Source organism: Staphylococcus sp. HMSC067F07 (assembly GCF_001837405.1).
In the GTDB taxonomy this organism is placed as follows: domain Bacteria; phylum Bacillota; class Bacilli; order Staphylococcales; family Staphylococcaceae; genus Staphylococcus; species Staphylococcus capitis.
In genome coordinates, this window is the sequence record NZ_KV832237.1 from 679,416 (window position 1) to 702,396 (window position 22,981).

The following is a 22,981-nucleotide window of genomic DNA, read 5'->3' on the forward strand; positions in this document are numbered from 1 at the left end:
CTTATCGCCTATATGAGATACAAATAAAGACGCTTAAACATTAAGTTTAAGCGTCTTAAAAGCATTATGAATCAGAATTTTCACTTTCATCTTCTTCATCTACAGATGGTCGATGATTATTAAATTCATATTTTAAATTGATCCAAATAATTTGATGATTGTCGATTTCAGTAATAACCCAACGATCATACTCAGTATCAACATAATCATCTTTTTGTAAATTCGTATTGCGTGATTGAAGCCAACCACCAATTGTATCTATGTCTTCAGAATCTTCAAATTCGATACCATATTGTTCATTAAGATCATCTAATAGTACACGACCATTAATCTGATATGTTGAATCGTCCAATTTAACGATGTCATTCACTTCATCATCATCAAACTCATCACGAATTTCACCAACGATTTCTTCTAGAATATCTTCCATAGTCAAGATACCAGCTGTGCCACCATATTCGTCAATGATTAAACTAATATGCACATGTTCTCTTTGCATTCTTATAAGCGCATCACTTATGCGAGTAGTTTCTGAAATCATTGGCAACTCATGAATGTAGTTTGCAATTTTAATCGGTTTACCTGAAGCATATTCTGTTAAAAATTCTTTAACGTTTATAAATCCTTTTACATGGTCTTTATCCCCATCTTCAGTGATAGGATAACGGGTAAATTGATGTTCTTTTATCGTTTCAAGTAACTCATCCACGTTAAATGGTTCATTGAGTGTAACCATTTGCGTACGTGGTACCATGATATCTTTTGCATGGCGTTCGTCAAATGAAAAGATATTCTGCATATATGCAAGCTCTGTTTGATTGATTTCTCCGCCGTTATAACTGTTATTTATAATAATTTTAATTTCTTCCTCTGACATCGCATCCGATTGAGCGTCTGGATCGAAACCAAACATTCTTACAATCACACGTGCCGAACCATTCATTAACCAAATTAATGGTTTCATGATATTACCGAAGTAATAAAGCGGTCTTGAATAAAGTAATGCGAGTTGTTCAGTATGTTGAATCGCAAATGATTTAGGTGCTAATTCACCTAATACCACGTGTAAATAAGTCACAGCAATAAATGATATAACAAATGAAATTGTCGTAGTTAATGCATCAGGTAAATGCAATAAGTCGAATAGAGGATGTAATAACTTTTCAAAAGTGGGTTCCCCTAACCAACCTAAACCTAATGATGTAACTGTGATACCTAACTGACATGCAGATAGGTAATAATCTAAGTTAGCTATCATTTTTTTGACTATTTTTGCGCTTCTATTTCCTTCTTCAACTAATTGTTCAATTCGCGTCGATCTCACTTTAACAAGTGCGAATTCAGATCCAACGAATACCGTAGTTAATGCAATCAAAAGAAAAAATGTGATTAAACTAATTATGGTCGAAGTTTCCAATTAATTCCCTATTTCTAGGGATTCACCTCCATATTATATGTGTCACGCATAGGTAACACGTTTTTAAAATCATCGTTATTAAATAAGTGACGACTACATGTTAAGACCTTCCCATCGTGACACCCCCCGAAAAAAATGTAATTTCTTCTATTTTATCATACATCGTTTCTAGAATGTTAAATATAAACTCAATGCTATATTATAATCAAAACAATTGTCCTAATCAATGTTACACATTACTTTCCAAAATGATGTGGCACACCGTTTTTAATTGTTGTTTTTACATTGCACTCATCGTCTAATATAACAATATCTGCATCTTTACCCATCTCAATGCTTCCTTTAACATCGTCTATGCCTAAAGCAATAGCTTGATTTAAACTAGTTACGCGCCATAAACGTTCTAAACTGTCTCCTGTAAAATTAATCAAATTTCGTAGGCCGTCATTCATTCTTAAGATACTGCCAGCAAGCGCGCCACTTTCTAAACGTGCTTCTTTATCTTTTACAATAACGTTTTGACCTCCTAAATCATATTCACCCTCCGGCATACCTTTTGCTCGCATCGCATCAGTAATTAGATAGCAATTCTTATTACCTTTAAGTTGGTAAGCAAGAGCGATAGAAGCAGGATGTGAATGTACACCATCAACAATCATTTCAGTTTTCAAATTTTTATTTAACCACGCAGCACCAAAAACACCTGGATCACGATGAGCAAATCCAGTAGCAGCATTATATAAGTGGGTCACGTGTTTAGCGCCACTCATAACAGCTTCATTAGCCTCATCGAACGTCGCTACAGTATGACCAATAGAAAATATAATATTATCCTTTAAGGCCTTTAACGTTTCTTGTGCTCCTTCAACCTCTGGGGCAAATGTAATGATTTTAATTAAACCATCTGCCACTTTTTGGAAAGCGTAAATTTGATCGGCGGAAGGACGCTGAACATATTTAGGATGTTGCGCTCCTACTTTATGTTCTGAAATAAATGGTCCTTCTAAATGAACTCCAGCTATTTCTGCTGCGTTAGCAATGTCTTGATGTGCTTTATAAGTCACAATATTTTTCAAAGCTCGGTTAATATTCTCTGTAGATTGAGTCATTGTTGTCGCTAAGAAGGAAGTGGTACCTTCAGATAGTAGTGATTCTGCTAAATGTTTAAGTCCGTCATATGAGGCATCCATTGCATCTTCGCCATATCCACCATGTATATGTATATCTATAAATCCTGGTAAAATATGTTGTCCCTTAGCATCGATATATTGAATTGATTCATTAGTATCTGTTTCTTCCTCTTGAAAATGCCCGGACCCGACGCTTAAGATTTTGCCTTCTTTAATGTGAACGAAACCTTTGTCAATCGTTTGTTCCTCTGTGTATATTTTCCCATTCGTTATTACATATTCTGACATTCTTTAAACCTTCTTTTCTTTATATTGTCATATTGTTCTTCAGCTATTTTATTATATCTTTATTAGCGCCTCTTATCATTCATTTCTATTTATACCTGATACCTATCTCATATTAAATGCATTTTCTCTACTTAGAAAAATGCATTAAAAAAGCCCTTGCCAAACAACAATGTTCTAGCAAGAGCTCTTCATAATTTATATTATTCATCCATAGCTTTAGATGCTTGGATTTCATTTTTAGTAACTTTTGGTTTTAAGAAACCGTATAATAGTGCTGAAACTAACGTACCTACAACTAATGCAAGTATAGTTTGTAAGACATGACTGAAGTCAGTTGCAAGAATTACGATAATACCACCATGTGGTGCGTTAATTCGAGAGCCTAGACCTAGTGCAATTGCACCTGCAACTCCTGAACCGACCATCATTGATGGAATCACACGTAACGGATCAGCTGCAGCAAACGGAATTGCACCTTCAGTTATAAATGATAATCCCATTACATAGTTCGGAACGATTGAACCTCTTTGTTCTTTCGTAAATTTCTTTCTAAAGACTAACATTGTTGTAGCAATAGCTAGTGGCGGAATCATACCACCAATCATAGCTGCTGTAATTGGCGCAGCATTTCCTTCAGTTAATGCTGCAGTAGCGAATACGTATGCAGCTTTATTGAATGGTCCACCCATATCAATTGCCATCATCGCACCTACAACTAGTCCTAATAACATGATGTTTGAACCTGATAAACTATTTAAACCATTTAATAATAAATGATTAAGCCATGAAGCTGGAGGATTAAAGACATAAACCATTAAAAGACCAGTAATTGTTACTGAAAGCACTGGATAGATTAAAGTTGGTTTTAACCCTTCTACTGCTTGCGGTAATTTACGTGTAATATATTTTATTCCTTGAGTTAAGTAACCCGCTAAGAAACCTGCAATAATACCACCGATAAATCCTGAACCACCTGAAATTGCTAGCATACCACCAACTAAACCGGCAGCAAAACCTGGTTTATCTGAAATACTACGAGAGATGAAACCTGCTAAAACTGGAATAATTAATGCGAAGGCACTATTTTTACCAATGTTCCATAATTGTTCTGCAAACGCATTGTGCTCAGAACTTTTAGGATTAAATGAATTTGGCCCGAATAAGAATACTATCGCCATTAAAATACCACCAGCAATTACAAGTGGTAACATATTAGAAACACCATTCATTAAGTGTTTATAGAATGCTTTACCAGGGCTAAGTTTCTCTTCGTTTTTATCGTCATTCTCTTTTGCACTATCGCCACGAGCAACAAATGGTTTGCGACTAGTGTCTAATGCAGTGTTAATTAATTCCTCAGGACGTTTTATTCCATCTGCCACTGGCACTTCAACAACATTCTTACCATTAAAGCGATCAGTCTCTACATGAACATCTGCCGCAACTATAATACCAGTTGCACGTTCAATATCTTGTTCAGTTAAATGGTTTTTCACACCACTTGAACCATTAGTTTCTACTTTAATTTTAACATTCATTTTTTCAGCTTGTTTTTTCAAAGCATCTCTAGCCATATACGTATGTGCAATACCCGTTGGACAAGCAGTTACAGCTAGAACATATGGCTCATTACTATCATTAGCATGCTCACTTGCTGAGGTACTTGCCACAGCACCTGAAGCATTTGCTTCATTTTCTTGCGCTTCTGCTTCTTCCTCTTTAGTAGCTTCATCATCAGCTTCATCTATAATTTGTAATACCTTTTCAGGAGATTCAGCATTAATTAACTTCTCACGTACATTTTCATCCATTAAAATGCCTGAAAGTTTAGCAAGTGCATCTAAATGAGTTTGTGCGCCACCTTCTGGAGCAGCAATCATAAAGAATAAATGTGCAGGTTGCATATCTAAACTTTGATAATCTACACCTTCTTTAGATTTACCAAATGCGATTGCAGGAGATTTTACAGCTGCAACTTTTGCGTGAGGAATCGCAATACCTTCACCAATTCCCGTTGTACTTTGTGATTCACGGTTATGAATAGCCTCTTTAAATGAAGCAACATCACTAAGTTTTCCTGCTTTATCTAATTGATTGACTAATTCATCTATAACCCCATTTTTATCTGATGCAGATAAATCCATTGCAATTGTATCTTTAGTTAATAATTCTGTGATTCTCATTAAATTCACTCCCCATCAAGTACAGAAACCGTAACTTGAGATTTAATTTTTTCTATAGCATCCCTAGTTGCTAAATCTTCTTCAAACGCAGTTGCTGTTCCTGAAGCCACTGCTTGTTTAAAAGCATCTTGGATAGACAATCCTGATTCTAAGCCTGCTACCATTCCAGCAACAGTACTATCTCCAGAGCCTACAGTATTAATGACTTTACCTTGTGGATTCTCAGCTTTAATACTTTGGTGTTCGTCCACATAAATCGCACCGTCGCCACCTAGAGAAATGATCACGGATTGTGCACCTTTTTTAAGAATTTCTTTACCGTATTTAACAACATCATGATCACTTGATACAGTCGTATTAAACATTACTTCAAGCTCATCTTTATTTGGTTTAATAAATAGTGGTCGGTACGGTAATACAGTATCAACTAAATCTTTTTCAGCATCTACTACAAGCTTAGCGCCTGTGTTTTTAGTTATCTCAGCAATTTGAGCATAAGCATCACTTGGAATACTATTAGGAACACTACCAGCTACAATAACTGTATCTTCACTAGTTGTATTTTTGATTTGAGTTATCAGAGCTTGAAATTGCTCTTGTGTCACCTTAGGACCTGGAGCATTTATTTCAGTCTCTTGACCAGATTTGAGTTTTACATTAATACGAGTATCCTCATCTACTTCAATAAAATCTGTATGAATTTTACTTTCTTCTAAAGTTTTTGATATAAATTTTCCTGGAAAACCACCAGCAAAACCAAGTGCAGTTGAATCAACATCTAGAGTTTTTAGTACTCTTGAAACATTTATCCCTTTACCACCTGCAAATTTATACGTTTCTTTTGCTCTATTTAATCCTTTTAATTCGAAACCATCTGTAAACATGATGTAATCAATTGAGGGATTAAATGTAACTGTATATATCATGATTGTCCTCCTAAAAAATGATATTGATTGGTGTACGCTTCAGTGACTTTATTTTTTAGCGCCTTCTGTGAAGTAATGATTTTAGTTCCATCTAGTAATGGTACTCTTGCAAAATAAACTTGGTTAAATTTCGTTTGATCGACAAGTACATATTTCTCACTAGATAATTTCATTGCCGTCTCTTTAATTAAAGCTTCTTGTTCATCTGGTGTTGTAAAACCATACTTCGAATCCATACCGTTCATTCCGATGAATGCACGATCAAAGCAATATCTTCTTAACGTTTCCAATGCATTTGCACCTACAGTTGCCATTGTTGTTTCTTTCACTTGTCCACCAATCATTAAAGTGTTTATCCCATTCTTTAATAACTGTTCCACATGTGTCATCCCATTCGTGACAACAATGATATCTCTCGCATCGATATATTGAATCATTTCCAAAGTAGATGAACCTGCATCTAAGAAAATGCATTCGTTGTCTTGGATTTCTTGAGCGGCACGTTTACCAATTTCTTGCTTTTCTCGTAGGTTCTGTGTCAATTTCTCAGTCAATCCAGGTTCTACTACACGATTTTGATTAAGGGTTGCCCCGCCATGAACACGTTGCAATTTACCTATCTTTTGTAGTTTGGATAGATCTCTTCTGATCGTTGAAGCACTACACCCTGTTCTATCTATTAATTCTTGGAGTGTTAAGAAGTCTTTTTTAGCTAATTCTTGCAATATCAAATCGTGACGTTTTTCTGAAATCACTTTTATCACCCCATCTCAATTATCATTATAATGAGTGCGCTTACATTTTTCAATCATAAATTATCATAAACAATCAAAAACATTCATTTTGTGACAAAATAAAAAACATCTAAATTAATAGATGTTTTATAAATAATCAATATGAACGCGTAAATACGGGAGTTTAGTATCAATAATCTATTCTTTCAAAACCAATCATAATATTACACATATCCCCTCTTATTTATGTGTAATATGTGCCACTTGCGCTTGAGTTATCTCTATAAGATCGTCTACTTGGATGATGATTTGCATACCACGTTGACCACCACTAACATATAGTTTGTCTAAATTTTTGGCAGAAACATCAATAGTAGTTGGAAATAAATGTTTCATACCTATAGGTGAGCAACCACCTCTTACATAGCCAGTAACTTGTTTTAGTTGCTCTAATGGCATTAAGTGAAGTTTTTTCTCGTTTACTACATGAGCCGCTTCCTTCATATCTAATGACGCATTGACTGGAATTACAAAGACGTAGTGGTCATGATTCGCGTTTTCAAGCACAAGTGTTTTATAGACTTCTTCAACATTTGCACCAACCAATTTAGCAATTTGTTCACCATGTTGATGTTTATCCGAGACTTCGTACGTATTCATCTCATAATTAATTTTTGCGCGATCAAGCATACGCATCGCATTTGTTTTTTTAGTTTTAGCCATCTTTCCACCCTCAATATTGTAGCTTTGATTCAATATATTTTAACATGTCCAACAACAATTCGTATTCTTTAAACGAATTGCTATATTTTCTGCATATATAAAAATTCACTCTTTCTAGAATTATTGAAAGAGTGAATTATTATCTCGAATGAGATTGTTCATTATTTACATGGCCATCTTCATCTACTGAAATATTTGTGTGTTGTTTACCATTAGCATCTGAGAATGAATATTTAGCTTTAGGTGATTCACTCTGCATATGGTCAATTTTATAATTAGTTTTCAAATGATGATCTGCGTAGTTTAAAGCTATCACGTTGCATTCTTGTGGTGTGAATTTATAAGATGTTTGATTGTTTGTAGTTTTATTATTGAATTTATTATACGTTATCTCATTATCTTTATCGTTCTTATCTTTTTCAGATGCTTTAGCCGTATAGTTTGAATGTAAATTAAATGTATCTTCGATATAAGAGACTTTATTTACTTTTGAAAATGTACATATCGTTTGATGTACTTTTGCTAAAGCATTTTGGTTTGTAGCTAGGAAAATTAATCCTACTAAACAAATTGATAGTATTACGGCTACAACACTCAATAATATATTTTTCAAATTCATCCCCTTACCCACATTTCTCTTAAGATTTTCATCTATCTTAACATATTAATTTTTGAAAAAAGATATGTAGGTTACAGTTTAAATAGATTGTAATGTTTGTAACATTTATATTAATGAAGTTGTTACTTTTGTTACATAAAAGACGCATATAAACTTATTTAGGTACTTAAAATTTACGGTTCTCAATGTCTATAAATTAACAAAACACTCTAAGTTGTACGTTTTTCGTAATCTTAGAGTGTTTAATGATTTATATTTTTATGAAGATTGTGATTGCTTACGCCTAGTTCTTAGCCACTTTTCAATAAAGATAATTACAATACCACTTAAAGAAACTGCTATAGCCATATATAATGGAAACTCTAAGTTTACATCGAATAAGGCTCCTGCTACTAAAGGTCCAATAAAATTACCCATACTGGTAAAAGTGGAATTAAGACCTCCAGCAAATCCTTGGCGATCACCTGCAATATTTGAGAAATAATTCGTTAAAGCTGGACGAATCATATCAAAACCTATAAATACAATGAAACTAATTACCATAATTGTCCAGTAACCATTGGCTAGTATCAACATCACAAGAACTATTGCTGAATAGAGTAAGGAGCTTGCTATAAAATTAAGTTCAGTCATATACTTCATAAATTTATCAAAGAAGAAAACTTGGAATACAGCACCAAAGATGCCCCCACCCGTAATCGCAATTGAGATATCTTTAGGTGAATAATTGGCTTTCTCAGAAGTGTATAATGAGAATAATGTTTCAAAAGCTGACAAACCAAATGCCAAAACTAACGTTAATATAACGGGTGTAATGAACACTTTCCAATTGATTTTAGTAAATAATTCAGGTTGATATTGATGAAAGCCATCTGTCGTTTCTTTTTTAGGATTATGAATTAAAACGAGAGACATTGTAAACGCGATAGCTCCTAAAGATCCTGCAAAATAGAACGGCAATCTATGTGAGATTTCAGCTAGAAATCCACCAAACCCAGGTCCTAATATAAAGCCAGAATTAATAATGGCTGACATATACCCGAAATTCTTAGCTTTATCTGCGCCTTTAGAAATATCAGCAATCATGCCTGTGACGCCTGGCATTACCATTCCTGCACTAAATCCACCTAACACACGTGAAATCATAAGAATAGTAAAAGTCTGTCCAGCAGCAAACATAAATTCTGAAATTGAAAATAAAACAAGGCCTATGCAAATGATGAGTTTCTTGCCTAATTTATCCGCCAAAGTACCTCCAAATGGAGAAATAACCATTTGTGACAGTGCAAATGCGGCAACTAATACTCCTAAATCGCTCCCTTTTAAACCTAAATCTTTTAAATAAACTGGTAATACTGGGATAACAAGGCCAATTCCTAAGAAAATTAGAAATATATTAAAGTACAATGTAAATAATTGCTTTCTCATAAGATGCCCTCCTCTCTACATGTAAGACTGAAAACTCATTTTAATTCACGACGTTTGAAAATATCTGTTATCTATCAAATTAAAAATGTACTTATTAATGCGTCTTGTTTAATTAACTTAAAGTTTCTACATTGTATAATATTTCATTAACATTTTACAATAAATATTCCTAATGTTTTAAGCGCCTTGCAATTGTGTTTAGTATAATTAAGTTGCTATAAATATAAATAAAAGTCTATAATGATGGAACATCAAATGAATAGCAGTACCATGTACTTTGATTAGAGAGATGAAAATAGTGTAGGTTCAATCACTGATATTGCACAATAAAATGAAAGATTATGAGCAGTGAGTCATTTAGAAGCAAGTACGATAAGGTGACTTTAAACTTTTAATTTTAAGGCTCAAAAATAAGAATCTAAAGATATCAATGAAATTTAGAATGAATTACTTTATCACATAATAACTCATTTATTGATGATAAACTATTTGCTCATTTATAAGCTACTTTCATACCTTAAACCTATGAATCACATCGTGTATATCTATATATAGCTAAAATATCAACTACTGCATAAAGAATGATGACAATGACATCTATAGCTATTAATCTAAAACATCATTTAGTCATAGGACTTAATTTATTAAATCTATAATACTCGTATACTACAAGTCCTAGAAAGAATTTGTGGCTACATTTTTATGTGAACCTCATATTATTTGATATGACAAGCATTTACAGTTACCATTAAAACTCGACAATTCAATTAATTATTAAAATCTTTAAGAAAGTAGTGCATGATAATGCAACCACGTTACATTGCAAGGATATACTTTATAATTTTATTTATTATTTCTCTTGCTGAAACAAGAGTTTTTAATTTCATGACATTAAATTTATTTTTAGCCTATGTGCCCTTTGAACTTTGCTTACTTTTAAAATTATTTAAACCAAAGAAAGCATTCGAATGGCCATTATTTATTGTCTTTGGATTGATATTTTTACTTTTAGTACCTAATACGTTTTATATGATTACAGATTTAATACATTTGAACCAATTTCAATTTAATTTTCTTGTAGGGTTGAATCTCACTGAATGGGTATACTTTACTTACCTCATGTTAGGCGTTTTCTTAGCGATATATGTTATGATTTTAATCTTTATGGAAATAGGACATTTAACTTCTCACTTATGGTTAAATCGTACACTTATCATTGTACTTATGTTCTTAAATGGATTAGGCATATATATCGGCCGATTTTTAAGACTTCATACGGTTTATTTAATTGATGAACCTTTAAAGATTTTTACCCAAGTACTCTCTGTGTTTAATATTAAAACGTTCATGTTTGTACTTTTAATGGTAATCATGCAAAGTACGATTGTTCTATTTGTAAAAGGGGTGAGACTACAAAAATGATATTCAGTATTATATTATTAATCGTCATTCTCATCATTTTACAGCTCATTATTGGTCATTTCTGGCACGACGTTGGATTTAATTATAGTAAAAGTATTCAACTCATGTTTTTACCATTAGGTATAGGACTATTTATCATGCAGATTGCTTACTATGAAAGACATTATCCAAATTGGGATGTTCCTTTCAAAGTTAAGCTTAGACTCAAATATATGTATATTATTACTTTCTTTGAATATGTAGCAGTTTATATTTGTCTTTTTAGATTAAGCTAACACAAAGGCACGTGTAAAAAACTCAGAAATTACATAAAATCACTCCATAAAGTTCATTTATGGAGTGATTTTTCAATTGTTTACACTTTTTTATTCCATTGCTTTAAATTCCGACATTACATGATCTCGGCTCTCACTGTGATTTACCATTTGTTTTGGGTAATCTTTTCCTAACTCAATACCTTGTTCTTTAATTTGGCGCTCATGTTTATAGGTATCGTGTAAATATTTAGCATCAACATCATTAAGTGTCGGTATAAATTTTTTAATATATAATGCCTTTTTATCAAAACGTTCGCTTTGTCGCACTGGATTAAACATTCTAAAATATGGCACAGCATCTGTTCCTGTTGAAGCAGACCATTGCCAACCATGCACATTTGAAGCAGCATCATAATCGATTAGCTTTTGTCTAAAATACTCTTCGCCCCACGTCCAATCAATAAATAAATCTTTTGTAAGAAATTGTGACACAACCATTCTCATTCGGTTATGCATATATCCTGTAGTGTTAAGTTCTCCCATTGCAGCATCAATAATCGGAAATCCTGTCATACCTTTTCTCCATAAATCAAAATTATCTTCATTATAAGACCAATTCAAATTTTGATATTTTTCTTTAAATGCAATATGTGCTGTCTTAGGATATTGAGTCATCAAGACATAATAAAACTCTCTAAAAATTAATTCACGAATAAATGCTTCATAATTTTGTTCATCTTTATCATAACCATCTAGTAAGTCATTAAATATCTGAATAATATCGAGCACTCCATATGCTAAATATATACTTAATTGACTCGTAAGGACTTCAGGCAAGTATTCACGATTTGAATCGTAATCTTCTATGTCTTTATCTAGAAAATCAGACCATTTGTACTGGGCAGTTTCCTCACTTATACCACTTTGACTATAGTCCCCTTTTAATTTTTGTTTTGATTTAACCCCTACTTTAGCTAAATCTTTAATATCATAATTATAAACTGTTCTTTTCATTAAATAAAGGCGCCATTTTTTATAAAAACTCGTAAATACTTTATAAGGTTCACCTTTATTATTTCGTGTTTTACTTGGTTTAAAATAATGATTTGCTCTTATTGTTGTTACCGATATATCTTCTTTTTTAAAATTTTCTCTCTGATGTAAAATGTCATACTCTTCCTTGTGATAACTCATTATATCGCCAGCAATAACCACTTCATTGATTCCTTTTTCTTTAAAGAAATCAACCAATTCATCATAATCCATTAGAAATGGTTGAATATCGTTTTCATAGAGCGCATGAACAAATTTTTGTAATGTTCCATAATAATAATTACGCTTCATTTTTGCTTCATTACCAAAATCTTCTTTAGGAATAATGTAATAGCATTGATCTATATCTTCTATATTTTGATAGACATATTCAAATAAAGGATTGTTATCCGTTCTAAAGACTCTATTTAAGATGACTCCTAATGCCATGATTGTTACCACCTAACATAATTTTTTATTAATTTACCCTGAAAAGAGGACTTGAACACAACGAGAATTTCATTAAAATAGACTGAGACAATCATTTGCCTCAGCCTATAAAATGTTACTTATTTTTTATAATTTATCTTTTAAACTAAGCCCAACCATTTCCAGTAGGTTAAGCTAAACACTATTACTAGAATGTAACCAATAATCGTTAAAGGTACCCCCGTTTTCAAGAAATCTTTGACTGTAAATGTTCCGGTACCGTATGCAAGCATATTTTGCGGAGCACTTACAGGTAACAAGAAACCAAAACTAATTACAAATTGTTGAATTAACACAAAGCCAATTGCATGATCGCCTAAATGAAGTGTTGATGTTAATGAAATGAATACTGGTATTAAAGCAGATGATAGACTTGTCGCACTGGCAAACCCTAAGTGAATTAATATGTTAAATAATGTGATTAAAGCAATTGTTGCAATAATTGGTAATCCTTTAAGCCCCATTAACCCAAATGTTTGGTCACTTAACCATTGTGCCGCACCAGTTTTTAATAAAACATTACCAAGAGAAATTCCTACACCAAAGACTATAATGGTACCCCAAGGAATTTTCTTTTCAACACCTTTCCAAGTAATAACCCCGATTTTAGGCATTAACATAATCCCTAATGCAATTAACGTAATTGATGCTGAATCAATCGGATGTAATAACTTTTCAGTAGACCAAAAGAAGAGTAATAAAATTGAAATAGCGATTAAACGCCACTCTCTAGCACTCACAGGACCTAGTTCATTTAATTCTTTCTTGATTAATTCCTTTCCACCTTCTATTGAATCTCTTTCTGGAGGCATTACTTTAATCATAATGAAATATAACGCTACAGACATTAAAATAGACCATGGTGCTGCATATAAAAACCACTCTCCCCAAGAAACATCATGCCCTAAATTTTGATTGATAAAATTAATAGCTACAATGTTCTGAGCAGCGGCAGTTTTTATACCAATATTCCATATGGATACTGCTTGTACTGCAGTAATAACTAGTAGAGAAGCAAGCTTACTCTCCTTGCTCATTTTAAAAGCTGCAATCATTCCTAATAAAATAGGTACTACAGCGCCAGCACGAGCGGTAGCTGAAGGTACGAAGAAAGCTAAAACAATAGATACTACTATCGCACCGATAACAATATTCCGGGTTTTATTTCCAACTATTGAAAGAACTATTAATGCTAAACGTTTATGTAAATTGGTTTCTTGCATAGCTGAGGCAAGGAATAATGCAGCAGCTACCAGTGCAACTGCAGATGTTGAAAATCCACTAAAAGCATGAGTAAGCGCGTTGTTTGTACCTAATAATTCGCTTCCTTTTAAAATAGCATCTCCACTTTTAGGATTCCCCAACTTTTCAGATAAGTTCTGAACAGGGCTAAATCCCAGTAATAAAATAATTAAACCTAATATGAGTGTGGCAGATACTGGATACGAAACCGCTTCTGTCACCCACATAATCACAGCAAATGCTAATATTGCTAACGCTGCTTTCGCCATAATAGGTAAACCAGAAGGCGTTGGTAATAGTAAGATTCCAATCAGTAAAGCAAAACTTATAATAATCCATATAGGTTTATAACCCTTGTTACTTTGAGTGTTTTGATTCTGATTTTGTGAATGTGTTTGTGGTTTCGCTTTAGTCATCCCTATCAACTCCTTGAACTATGATTTCACTTAGATTATATCAAGAAAGCGCTTTAATAAGTTACTGTTGTGATAAAATACACATAATCATCAAAATATTTGTAAATTGTAATAAATAACTAGCACAAATTTTAAAATCAAAATGATAAATAAGCCTCTTTTGCAAGATTAGAAACCATGCAAAAGCGGCTTATTTCAACTTCCTATTTATTTTTTAATGCATTTTTCACATTTTCGACTGACTCAGCTGAATATTTTAATTGTTCTAGTTCTTTGTCATTTAAATTGACTTCAACAATTTTTTCTATACCCTTCTTGCTAAGAATAGTTGGAACACCTAAACAAATATCTGAGAATCCATATTCACCCTCTAAATATGCAATGCTTGGCAACAAGCGTTTTTGATCCTTTAAAATAGCTTCTATCATTTCATATATAGCCGTAGCTGGTGCATAATATGCTGAACCTTTACCTAATAATTCTACAATTTCAGCTCCGCCTTTTCTTGTTCGCTTTACAATACGATCTAAAACATCTTCCGCAATTAAATCTTTGACTGGTACGCCATTAACTTGAGTTGATTCCACAAGTGGCACCATTGTATCTCCATGTCCTCCAAGCACAAGACCATTAATATCCTTTACTGAAACATTTAATTCGTCAGCAATAAAACTTTGATAGCGAGCTGTATCAAGAACACCAGATTGTCCAATTACACGTTCTTTTGGAAAACCTGAGGCTTTTAATGCAGTATAAGTCATAGCATCTACTGGGTTGGTTAATACAATAATCGTAGCATTAGGTGCGTACTTCGCTATATTAAGAGATGTTTGATAAACTATTTCTTCATTTGTTTGGACTAAATCATCTCTTGTCATTCCAGGTTTTCGTGGTATTCCTGCAGTCATCACGACGATATCTGAATCTTGAATATCTTCAATTTCAACAGAACCTTGAACGTTTGTATCAAATCCAAAAATAGGTCCACTTTCTAAAATATCCAATGCTTTTCCTTTAACAAATCCCTCTGATTGCGGACGATCAATCATTACAATATCTGCTAATTCCTTTTGAGCCAATACAAAAGCTAAAGTTGATCCAGTGTTTCCTGCTCCAATGATTGAAACTTTTCTTCTAGTATTCATGAACAATAGCCTCCTAATTTATATTTATCTATCTAAAAAATAAAAAGCTTTGTTATTTCAATTAAAGTATAACATTGAAATAACAAAACTTCTCAAATATCATTATTCATTTTTACTAAATAAACTTTTGATTAAACAACAATTAATGTCTTAAACCAAACACATATAATAATGTGAAGAAAGCTGCACCACTTAGAACAGTTAATACTAAAGTTAAAATTAACGTGCGTTTGAAATGTCTGATGAAAGCAATAAATAGTAGTCCTAAATTATATGCAAAGAATAATCCAAATAGAGCCATAGATACTTTAATATCTGGATAAAAAATATTAAATAACAACACAACTATAGCAAATCCTAAATAAGGAAATGTGATTAAGTTTTTCTCAAATTTAATTTGTTGTTCACGTTTATCTTCATTATTCATAACCATACTCTCCTTAATTATGAAAATTGTATCATATCGAGCTTATTTTTTAGCCTATTAACGTCTAATTGCTCTCCAATAATTACAATGGTTAGAGGCAAATCTTTATCAATAACTCCATAATCTGGCATACCATATGCATACTGGAATTCATAAGTTTCATTTGGTGTATCACGGAATTGAACGTATCCTTTCAAACGTAAAACGTTATCAGGTAAGCGTAAAATAAATTGATAAAAAAGTTGCCGATCAATTGGTCCACTAAACGTATATTGCATACTATTTATACCATGATGATGTGAATGTGTGTGTGTCGTTACGAGATCGTCACGAAATTGTGATATTTCATCGATGTTTACCTTTCCATAACTTGTTAAAATAATTGGAACCTGTGCATTGATTAGATTTAATTCATCTTTTAATTGTTGCTGTTTGTCTTCGCTAATCAAATCTGTTTTGTTCACAATTAATATATGACTCACTTCAAGCTGTTCTTCCATTAATCTCATCGTTGACTCCGAATACTGCATTCTATTTATAAAGCGCTCTGCATCAACGACACCAATGACTTGTGGTTGGCGTACATACTTTACAATTCGTGGGTCTTGGCAGGCCATTATAATTTCAATAGGATGTGCGATACCTGTAGCTTCAATAATGATATGATCCGTTTCATTACCTTGTACAAGTGATTCAATTTGATTCACTAAATCTATTTTTAAATCACAACAAACACAGCCATTCAATATTGAACGTACATCTACGATATTACTTAAATGATTACCATCAACGTCTAATGAGCCAAATTCATTCATAATAACTTTAACTTTCTCATCAGTTTTTAATATTTCACTAATATAATGTGTCAGTAAAGTAGTTTTACCACTACCTAAAAATCCGCTAATGATAGAAATTGTTATTTTTTCATCTTTATTATTTCTCATATTATATTCCCTTTTCTATTACAAGCATTTTTGAAAATGATAACATATATATTTAATTATCTTTTTACTTGATTTAATGTAAGATATCTTCTAAACTTTAAGCATACTTTAATTTTAGCATGGCATTGAATCAAAGTGTTGTATAAATTATATTTTGTACAACATAGACGGATTCCAATCCGAAAAAGAGAAAAAACGGATAGAATGTCTGGAGGAGAACTTTAATGTCTGATCAACATAATTTAAAAGAGCAGCTATGCTTTAGTTTGTACAATGCTCAAAGACAAGTTAATCGCTACTACTCTAACAAAGTCTTTAAAAAGTACAACCTAACTTACCCACAATTTCTTGTATTAACGATTTTATGGGACGAGTCACCTGTTAATGTCAAAAAAGTCGTTACAGAATTAGCACTAGATACAGGGACTGTATCACCATTACTTAAACGAATGGAACAAGTTGATTTAATTAAACGCGAACGTTCTGAAGTGGATCAACGTGAAGTATTTATTCACTTAACAGATAAGAGCGAAACAATTAGACCTGAATTAAGCACAGCATCGGAGAAAGTTGCAACAGCTTCATCTTTATCTAAAGAAGAAGTCAAAGAACTTAATCGCTTATTAGGTAAAGTCATCGATGCATTTACTGAAACGAAAGAATAATAGAAAGTTTCTGTCATGAAATTAAAGTTAAACTAAGGAATTAATATACATTTTAATGAAACAACAGACAAAGTCGTATCGATTACCGATACGACTTTATTTGCTATTAATGTACATTTTTAGAACTATGGTTGATCTCAATCATCTGAGATAAATAGCCATTACCTTCTAATAGACTTTCATAAGAACCACTTTCTTTAATTTCTCCATCAATCATAACTATAATTTTATCAAAACGTGGAAGCACATCTAAATCATGTGTGGCAATAACTAACGTTTTTGAAGATGCTTCAATTAAATTCATCGTTTTAGTAGTATTTTCTAAATCTAATGCAGTCGTTGGTTCATCTAAAATCCATATATCAGCTGAATCTCTGAGTAAAAGTCTAGCTAAGCTCAACCTTTGTTTTTCGCCACCAGATAAATTTTCTCCATCTAATGTTACATTTCTTTCTAGATCCAGGTACCCAAGTCCTACAGATTGAAGAGCTTGTTTTAATATAGCATCCTCTTTTTCTGAAAATAAATTATCTCGTACCGTCCCATCAAATATATGTTGAGACTGTAACATACCATTCATCTTATAATACTTGTCTTCCTCATTAATATCAGTAACTATTTGGTGTTTTAATTTTACAGTACCTTGATCAACATGATATAGACCTAACATGACTTGTAGTAAAGTACTTTTCCCGGAACCTGACGGACCAATGATAGCTACTTTCTCACCTTCTTGAATAGTTAAATCAATATTGTTGAGCACTGGTGTTTGTTGGTTCCAATAACCAAAGGTGACATCATTTATTTCAAACAATGGCGTTGTCGTATCTGCATGATTCAATGAATGTAACTCATTAGATTGAGGGACACTGATAACATCATTTATTTCATCAAGCGCTTGATCAGTATCAGCTTTATAATATGCAACATTACTCATTGGTACTGCCTGTTCAAATAAAGTTAATATCATTAGAACAATACTAGTTAAATAAACGACATCCAAATGTCCAGATTGAATCTGTTGCACGCCAATAACTAAACTAAGAAATATTGAAATCATCGCTATAATATTTAACATATAATCATATAAAGATAGAAAACGACGTTCTTTTGATTGCATAGTGTCATATTGTTTCAAACGTTGTAAGACATCTGTTTTAAATTCATCTCTTTGGCGAAAGCGTCTTAATTCATCATCACCTTCTTTATAATCATAAAAACGCTGTAGAAAGTGACTTTGATGTAGAGCTACCTGTCTTTTGAGTGTTCGTGCTTTTTTAGCACTTAGCCATGGAACTATACAAAGAGTGAGGATCATACTTAACGTAATAAGAAATGAATGCATCGGTGAAATGAAAATAAATGTAATTACAGACACGATTGCAGTTAAACCTATCACTATTGGGGGATAATAAACTCTTAAATAAATATTTTGTAACGCCTCTACTCGGCTTACCATACGAGAAATTAAGTCGCTAGAATTAAATTTCCGATAGATATCAGGTACTGCTGGAATTAATTTTTTAAGAAACTGTACTCTTACATCTCTTAGCATAGTAAAAGTCGTTCTATGTGATAACAATCTCTCAATATATCGTGTAATCGCTCTTAGGAAGCCAAACATTTTTACAGAAACCACTAGAACCATTAATGCATATAAGGGTGCGCCTAATGCACTTTGTGTCACCATATAACCACTTAAAAAGAACATTGCTAACGCCACAAGTCCACCTACTACCCCAACCAAAATAGCTAGAAGTAAATCTTTATCTTTTCGAAAATGAATTTGTGATTTCATGCTTATTCATCCACCTCACTTTGCGATACTGATATCGTCGTGTCATCTTTTATAAGATGCCCATCTTCTAGATAAATACGACGTTGAGCTTTGTTAATTGTAGAATCACGATGAGCAATAATGATCATCGTAGTATCTTTAAAATGATTTTGAATTACATTTTGGATTGTACGTTCTGTTTCAATGTCTAGACCAATAGCCGGCTCATCAAATATAACTAAATCTGGATTCATCACTAATAACCGACACAACTCTATTCGTCTCATTTGGCCACCAGATAGCATTTCGCCACCTTCTCCAATTGGTGTATAAATAGTATCTTTCAGAGATAACACTTTATCTTTTAGACCGACTTCTTCTAAAACTTGAATAATAGTTTTATCAGAAATTTCATTATTAAACATCGCTATATTATTCTTAATGGAATCTGTAAAAATATAAGGATTTTGGCTCAGAAATCCGATACGTGTATCTTCATTATTAAATGATACACTGCCTTCTGTTGGCGTTTTAATTTGACTTAGAATATGAGCTAACGTAGTTTTACCTGCACCACTTGAACCAACAATTGCAATTTTATCACCTGAATGTATCACCATATTAATATGAGTAAGAGCGTTCTGATTACTATTTGAGTACTGATATGACACGTCTTCTACTTTGACCTGTGATTTTTGATAAGCCTCTATATTTGGATGTGGGTGTGGTGGTTTATTTTCAGAGTCTAAGAACTCGAAAACAACATCACTCGAACCTTCACTTTGTTTACCAGTATGGAACGCTTGTCCTAAATCTTTAATAGCATTATAAAATTCAGGAGCTAGAATGATTGCAATAGCCGCTGTAATGAAGTTAATTTTATTGAATACGACTAGACTTAACGCCGCTTCAAGCGCCACAAGACCAATACCTAACATACTAATAAATTCAAGCATTAATCCTGATAAGAAAGCACTTTTTAAAATTTTCATAGTTAAATCTCTAAATTTAGTACTATCTTCATAAAGGCGCGCTTCAGTATTCTTAGTTTGATTTAATAATTTAAGCGTAATTAAACCTTTGGCAGTGTTTAAAAACCTTTGACTAAATTGATTTAAATATGTCATTTGGTCCTTTGACTCATCTCTTGTTTTCAAACCAAAAATGATATAAAACATAGGAATAAATGGAGCTGTAACCATCATAATTATTGCAGTTGATAAGTGTACATAACACATAGCGACTATAATCGCGACTGGAATCATCATTGATTTAAATACTTGTGGCAAATAACTTTGAAAGAATGGTGCAATACCATCAATACTTTCTGTTAAAATATTCATTTGTTCTCCAATTGCTCGTGTACTATTTTTATTTATCACTTGTTGTCTTAAATCATATTTCACTTTAGTAGCCATATGATCACCGATACGTTGATTCAACATATTGAAAGTTGCACGTGCTAGAAGAATAACTAAAATCAGTATAAAAAGTCCTATAAGTGAATGCTTATGATGGTACAACATATGATTTAGTAATTTGGCAATAGAAACATTTTGAATAACTACCGATATAGATAAAAAAACGCTCATGATTAACATGAGTGCGGGATATATTTTATATTTGAATAATAAATTTGTTAGTTTTTTCACAATAATCTCACCTACTTTCATTATAAAAGGTTTGTTAGAAATTTAAATTAATACGCTCATTCTTTTTTTGAGTATTTTGTTTCAATTATTAAAATAATTATTATGTCATACTTTGGTCCAGTGTTGATGATTAGGCTACCACCATATTAATTTAATATGCTATGATAATATGGTAATTTTGAAAAATGAAAGAATAAATAAATGTTTTACGAAAGTGGGTAAATTATGTTTTTACTTGAATTGATAAAAGGCATCATTTTAGGTATCGTCGAAGGACTTACTGAGTTCGCCCCTGTATCTTCTACAGGACATATGATACTAGTTGATGATATGTGGTTAAAGTCCACTAAATTTTTAGGTGAACAATCTGCGTTTACCTTCAAAGTTGTTATACAACTTGGGTCTGTCTTTGCAGCGGCATGGGTATTTCGTGATCGTTTCTTAGAAATATTACATATAGGTCATCATAAACCCGAAAATGAAGGCAGTGTTCAACGACGTTCCCAACCTAAGCGTTTGAACTTATTGCATGTATTAGTAGGTATGATTCCAGCGGGTATTTTAGGGTTCTTATTTGATGATTTAATTGAAAAATATTTATTCAGTGTTCCTACTGTAATGATTGGCTTATTCATTGGTGCAATCTACATGATTTTAGCTGATAAATATTCTGAGAAGGTTCAACACCCTCAAACAGTAGATCAAATTAATTATTTCCAAGCATTTGTCATTGGTATCTCGCAAGCTATAGCAATGTGGCCAGGTTTCAGTAGATCTGGTTCTACGATTTCAACTGGTGTATTTATGAAATTAAATCATAAAGCAGCATCAGATTTTACATTTATAATGTCAGTACCAATTATGCTTGCAGCAAGTGGTTTATCTTTACTAAAACACTATGAGTATATTCACTTAGCTCATGTACCTTTCTATTTACTAGGATTCTTAGCAGCATTTATAGTTGGTTTAATTGCTATTAAGACATTCTTACATTTAATAAATAAAGTTAAATTAATTCCATTTGCGATTTACCGAATCGTATTAGTTGTAATTATTGCAATCCTTTACTTTGGTTTTGGCATTGGCAAAGGAATTTGAAGCAACATTTGGATTTTTAATCCTTAGTGTTGCTTATGCAATGGACTCTGTTCATTGTAATCCTCTATTCACTTGGATTTTTAATCCTTAGTGTTGCTAACTTTAGATAGTACTCATTTAATAATTTTCAATAAACACTAGTAGGTTTATATTAAACTCGCTAGTGTTTTTTAGTTTTCCAAAATTAAATTATCGGTTTCCATTGATAACAATCGTTTAGTATGATGTATCATAGGGTATGGAAAAGAATAGTAAAATTAATGGAGGCAACGAGTATGGACAAAAAGAGACTCATTAAGACTTTAATCAATGTATTACCTATTGTTATTGTACCGTTAGTCGTTGAACGTAAACGTATTAAAGAACATCCTGATGTACGTAAAGCTACTGATGCTACAACTAAAGCTACATCAAAAGCTACTTCAACTATTTCAAACAAGGCTTCAGATGTTAAAGAATATGTGGGCGATAAAAAACAAGAATTTGATAACAAACGTGAATTGAAGAAAATCGCCAAAGAAAACGACCCTGCTTACATCGAGAAAAAAGGCGAAAAGCTAGCTAAACAAAATCGTAAAGAAGCAGAAAAAATGAATAAAAAACTTCAGAAAAATATTGAGAAACGTCATAAAGAAGAAGAAAAGCAACGTGAAGAAAATAAAAAGCAACGTATTAAAGATATGAAAAAATCTCAAAAGTACGAAGAAAAAGTAGGTCTTACTCCAGGCAAGTTGGACGATAAAACTGAGAAAAAAGGCGAAAAACTTGAAAAAGATAATCGTAAAGATGTAAAAAAATTAGATAAAAAGCTTCAAAAAAATATTGAAAAACGTCACAAACAAGAAGAAAAACAACAAGAAGCAGAGAAAAAGGCTAGAAAAAAAGAATTTAAAAAATATGATGATTACGTGGCTGGCAGCGTTGTAAAACAAAATAAAGAATCTGATAACACTCAAGGTTAGTTGTT

Annotated in this window: 20 protein-coding genes; 5 read left to right on the forward strand and 15 right to left on the reverse strand. The window is 32.5% G+C overall.

Annotated features, from left to right (window positions below; genetic code table 11):
- Positions 1–64: 64 nt before the first annotated feature.
- The 8 genes from HMPREF2706_RS10210 to norA form a co-directional block, all read right to left on the reverse strand.
- On the reverse strand, positions 65–1,417 hold the full coding sequence (locus HMPREF2706_RS10210) for a hemolysin family protein (protein ID WP_002432987.1): 1,353 nt from the start codon (positions 1,415–1,417) through the stop codon (positions 65–67).
- Positions 1,418–1,653: 236 nt separating this feature from the next.
- Positions 1,654–2,835, reverse strand: coding sequence for an N-acetylglucosamine-6-phosphate deacetylase (gene nagA, locus HMPREF2706_RS10215; protein ID WP_049428796.1), 1,182 nt, complete (start codon positions 2,833–2,835; stop codon positions 1,654–1,656).
- A 200-nt stretch (positions 2,836–3,035) separates the two neighbouring features.
- The gene (locus HMPREF2706_RS10220) at positions 3,036–5,018 is read right to left on the reverse strand and encodes a PTS fructose transporter subunit IIABC (RefSeq protein ID WP_037548336.1); all 1,983 of its coding nucleotides are present in this window, start codon (positions 5,016–5,018) and stop codon (positions 3,036–3,038) included.
- A gap of 5 nt (positions 5,019–5,023) precedes the next feature.
- Positions 5,024–5,944 (reverse strand): 1-phosphofructokinase, encoded by a 921-nt coding sequence (pfkB, locus tag HMPREF2706_RS10225; protein ID WP_030059112.1) that lies wholly within the window; start codon positions 5,942–5,944, stop codon positions 5,024–5,026.
- Positions 5,941–6,699 carry a DeoR/GlpR family DNA-binding transcription regulator gene (locus HMPREF2706_RS10230; protein ID WP_002433491.1) on the reverse strand — a complete coding sequence of 253 codons (759 nt, stop codon included), beginning with the start codon at positions 6,697–6,699 and terminating at the stop codon, positions 5,941–5,943. The genes pfkB and HMPREF2706_RS10230 overlap by 4 nt, the downstream gene beginning before the upstream one ends.
- Before the next feature lie 219 nt (positions 6,700–6,918).
- Positions 6,919–7,401, reverse strand: a complete 483-nt coding sequence (gene ybaK, locus HMPREF2706_RS10235; RefSeq protein WP_030059113.1) for a Cys-tRNA(Pro) deacylase — start codon at positions 7,399–7,401, stop codon at positions 6,919–6,921.
- Positions 7,402–7,540: 139 nt separating this feature from the next.
- Positions 7,541–8,020 (reverse strand): hypothetical protein, encoded by a 480-nt coding sequence (locus tag HMPREF2706_RS10240; protein WP_002433156.1) that lies wholly within the window; start codon positions 8,018–8,020, stop codon positions 7,541–7,543.
- Positions 8,021–8,278: 258 nt separating this feature from the next.
- The gene (gene norA, locus HMPREF2706_RS10245; RefSeq protein ID WP_002433129.1) at positions 8,279–9,448 is read right to left on the reverse strand and encodes a multidrug efflux MFS transporter NorA; all 1,170 of its coding nucleotides are present in this window, start codon (positions 9,446–9,448) and stop codon (positions 8,279–8,281) included.
- A gap of 804 nt (positions 9,449–10,252) precedes the next feature.
- Between norA and HMPREF2706_RS10250 the strand changes: the two genes are divergently transcribed.
- Both HMPREF2706_RS10250 and HMPREF2706_RS10255 read left to right on the forward strand, forming a co-directional pair.
- A complete protein-coding gene (locus HMPREF2706_RS10250; RefSeq protein ID WP_002433397.1) occupies positions 10,253–10,870 on the forward strand; it encodes a DUF1361 domain-containing protein in 618 nt (205 codons plus the stop codon).
- Positions 10,867–11,145: a hypothetical protein gene (locus HMPREF2706_RS10255; RefSeq protein WP_002433221.1), complete on the forward strand. Its 279-nt coding sequence runs from the start codon at positions 10,867–10,869 to the stop codon at positions 11,143–11,145. Before HMPREF2706_RS10250 ends, HMPREF2706_RS10255 begins: the two co-directional genes overlap by 4 nt.
- Positions 11,146–11,235: 90 nt before the next feature.
- Here HMPREF2706_RS10255 and HMPREF2706_RS10260 read toward each other — a convergent pair whose 3' ends face one another.
- The 5 genes from HMPREF2706_RS10260 to HMPREF2706_RS10280 form a co-directional block, all read right to left on the reverse strand.
- Entirely contained in the window at positions 11,236–12,609 is a 1,374-nt protein-coding gene (locus HMPREF2706_RS10260; RefSeq protein WP_049428799.1) for a cryptochrome/photolyase family protein, read from the reverse strand.
- Between the two features lie 140 nt (positions 12,610–12,749).
- The gene (locus HMPREF2706_RS10265; RefSeq protein ID WP_030059120.1) at positions 12,750–14,306 is read right to left on the reverse strand and encodes an SLC13 family permease; all 1,557 of its coding nucleotides are present in this window, start codon (positions 14,304–14,306) and stop codon (positions 12,750–12,752) included.
- 203 nt (positions 14,307–14,509) lie between these two features.
- Positions 14,510–15,451 (reverse strand): malate dehydrogenase, encoded by a 942-nt coding sequence (gene mdh / locus HMPREF2706_RS10270; RefSeq protein ID WP_023350692.1) that lies wholly within the window; start codon positions 15,449–15,451, stop codon positions 14,510–14,512.
- 142 nt (positions 15,452–15,593) lie between these two features.
- Positions 15,594–15,878, reverse strand: a complete 285-nt coding sequence (locus HMPREF2706_RS10275; RefSeq protein WP_002433193.1) for a hypothetical protein — start codon at positions 15,876–15,878, stop codon at positions 15,594–15,596.
- Between the two features lie 17 nt (positions 15,879–15,895).
- On the reverse strand, positions 15,896–16,822 hold the full coding sequence (locus tag HMPREF2706_RS10280) for a CobW family GTP-binding protein (protein ID WP_030059123.1): 927 nt from the start codon (positions 16,820–16,822) through the stop codon (positions 15,896–15,898).
- Positions 16,823–17,046: 224 nt separating this feature from the next.
- Between HMPREF2706_RS10280 and mgrA the strand changes: the two genes are divergently transcribed.
- Entirely contained in the window at positions 17,047–17,487 is a 441-nt protein-coding gene (gene mgrA, locus HMPREF2706_RS10285) for a global transcriptional regulator MgrA (protein ID WP_002433445.1), read from the forward strand.
- A 106-nt stretch (positions 17,488–17,593) separates the two neighbouring features.
- Here the strand turns inward: mgrA and cydC are convergent, their stop codons facing one another.
- The gene (cydC, locus tag HMPREF2706_RS10290; RefSeq protein WP_030059125.1) at positions 17,594–19,285 is read right to left on the reverse strand and encodes a thiol reductant ABC exporter subunit CydC; all 1,692 of its coding nucleotides are present in this window, start codon (positions 19,283–19,285) and stop codon (positions 17,594–17,596) included.
- A gap of 2 nt (positions 19,286–19,287) precedes the next feature.
- On the reverse strand, positions 19,288–20,916 hold the full coding sequence (locus HMPREF2706_RS10295) for an ABC transporter ATP-binding protein/permease (protein WP_049428802.1): 1,629 nt from the start codon (positions 20,914–20,916) through the stop codon (positions 19,288–19,290).
- A 225-nt stretch (positions 20,917–21,141) separates the two neighbouring features.
- Between HMPREF2706_RS10295 and HMPREF2706_RS10300 the strand changes: the two genes are divergently transcribed.
- Entirely contained in the window at positions 21,142–22,014 is an 873-nt protein-coding gene (locus tag HMPREF2706_RS10300) for an undecaprenyl-diphosphate phosphatase (protein WP_002433118.1), read from the forward strand.
- Positions 22,015–22,289: 275 nt separating this feature from the next.
- On the forward strand, positions 22,290–22,976 hold the full coding sequence (locus HMPREF2706_RS10305) for a hypothetical protein (protein WP_030059127.1): 687 nt from the start codon (positions 22,290–22,292) through the stop codon (positions 22,974–22,976).
- Positions 22,977–22,981 lie beyond the last annotated feature (5 nt).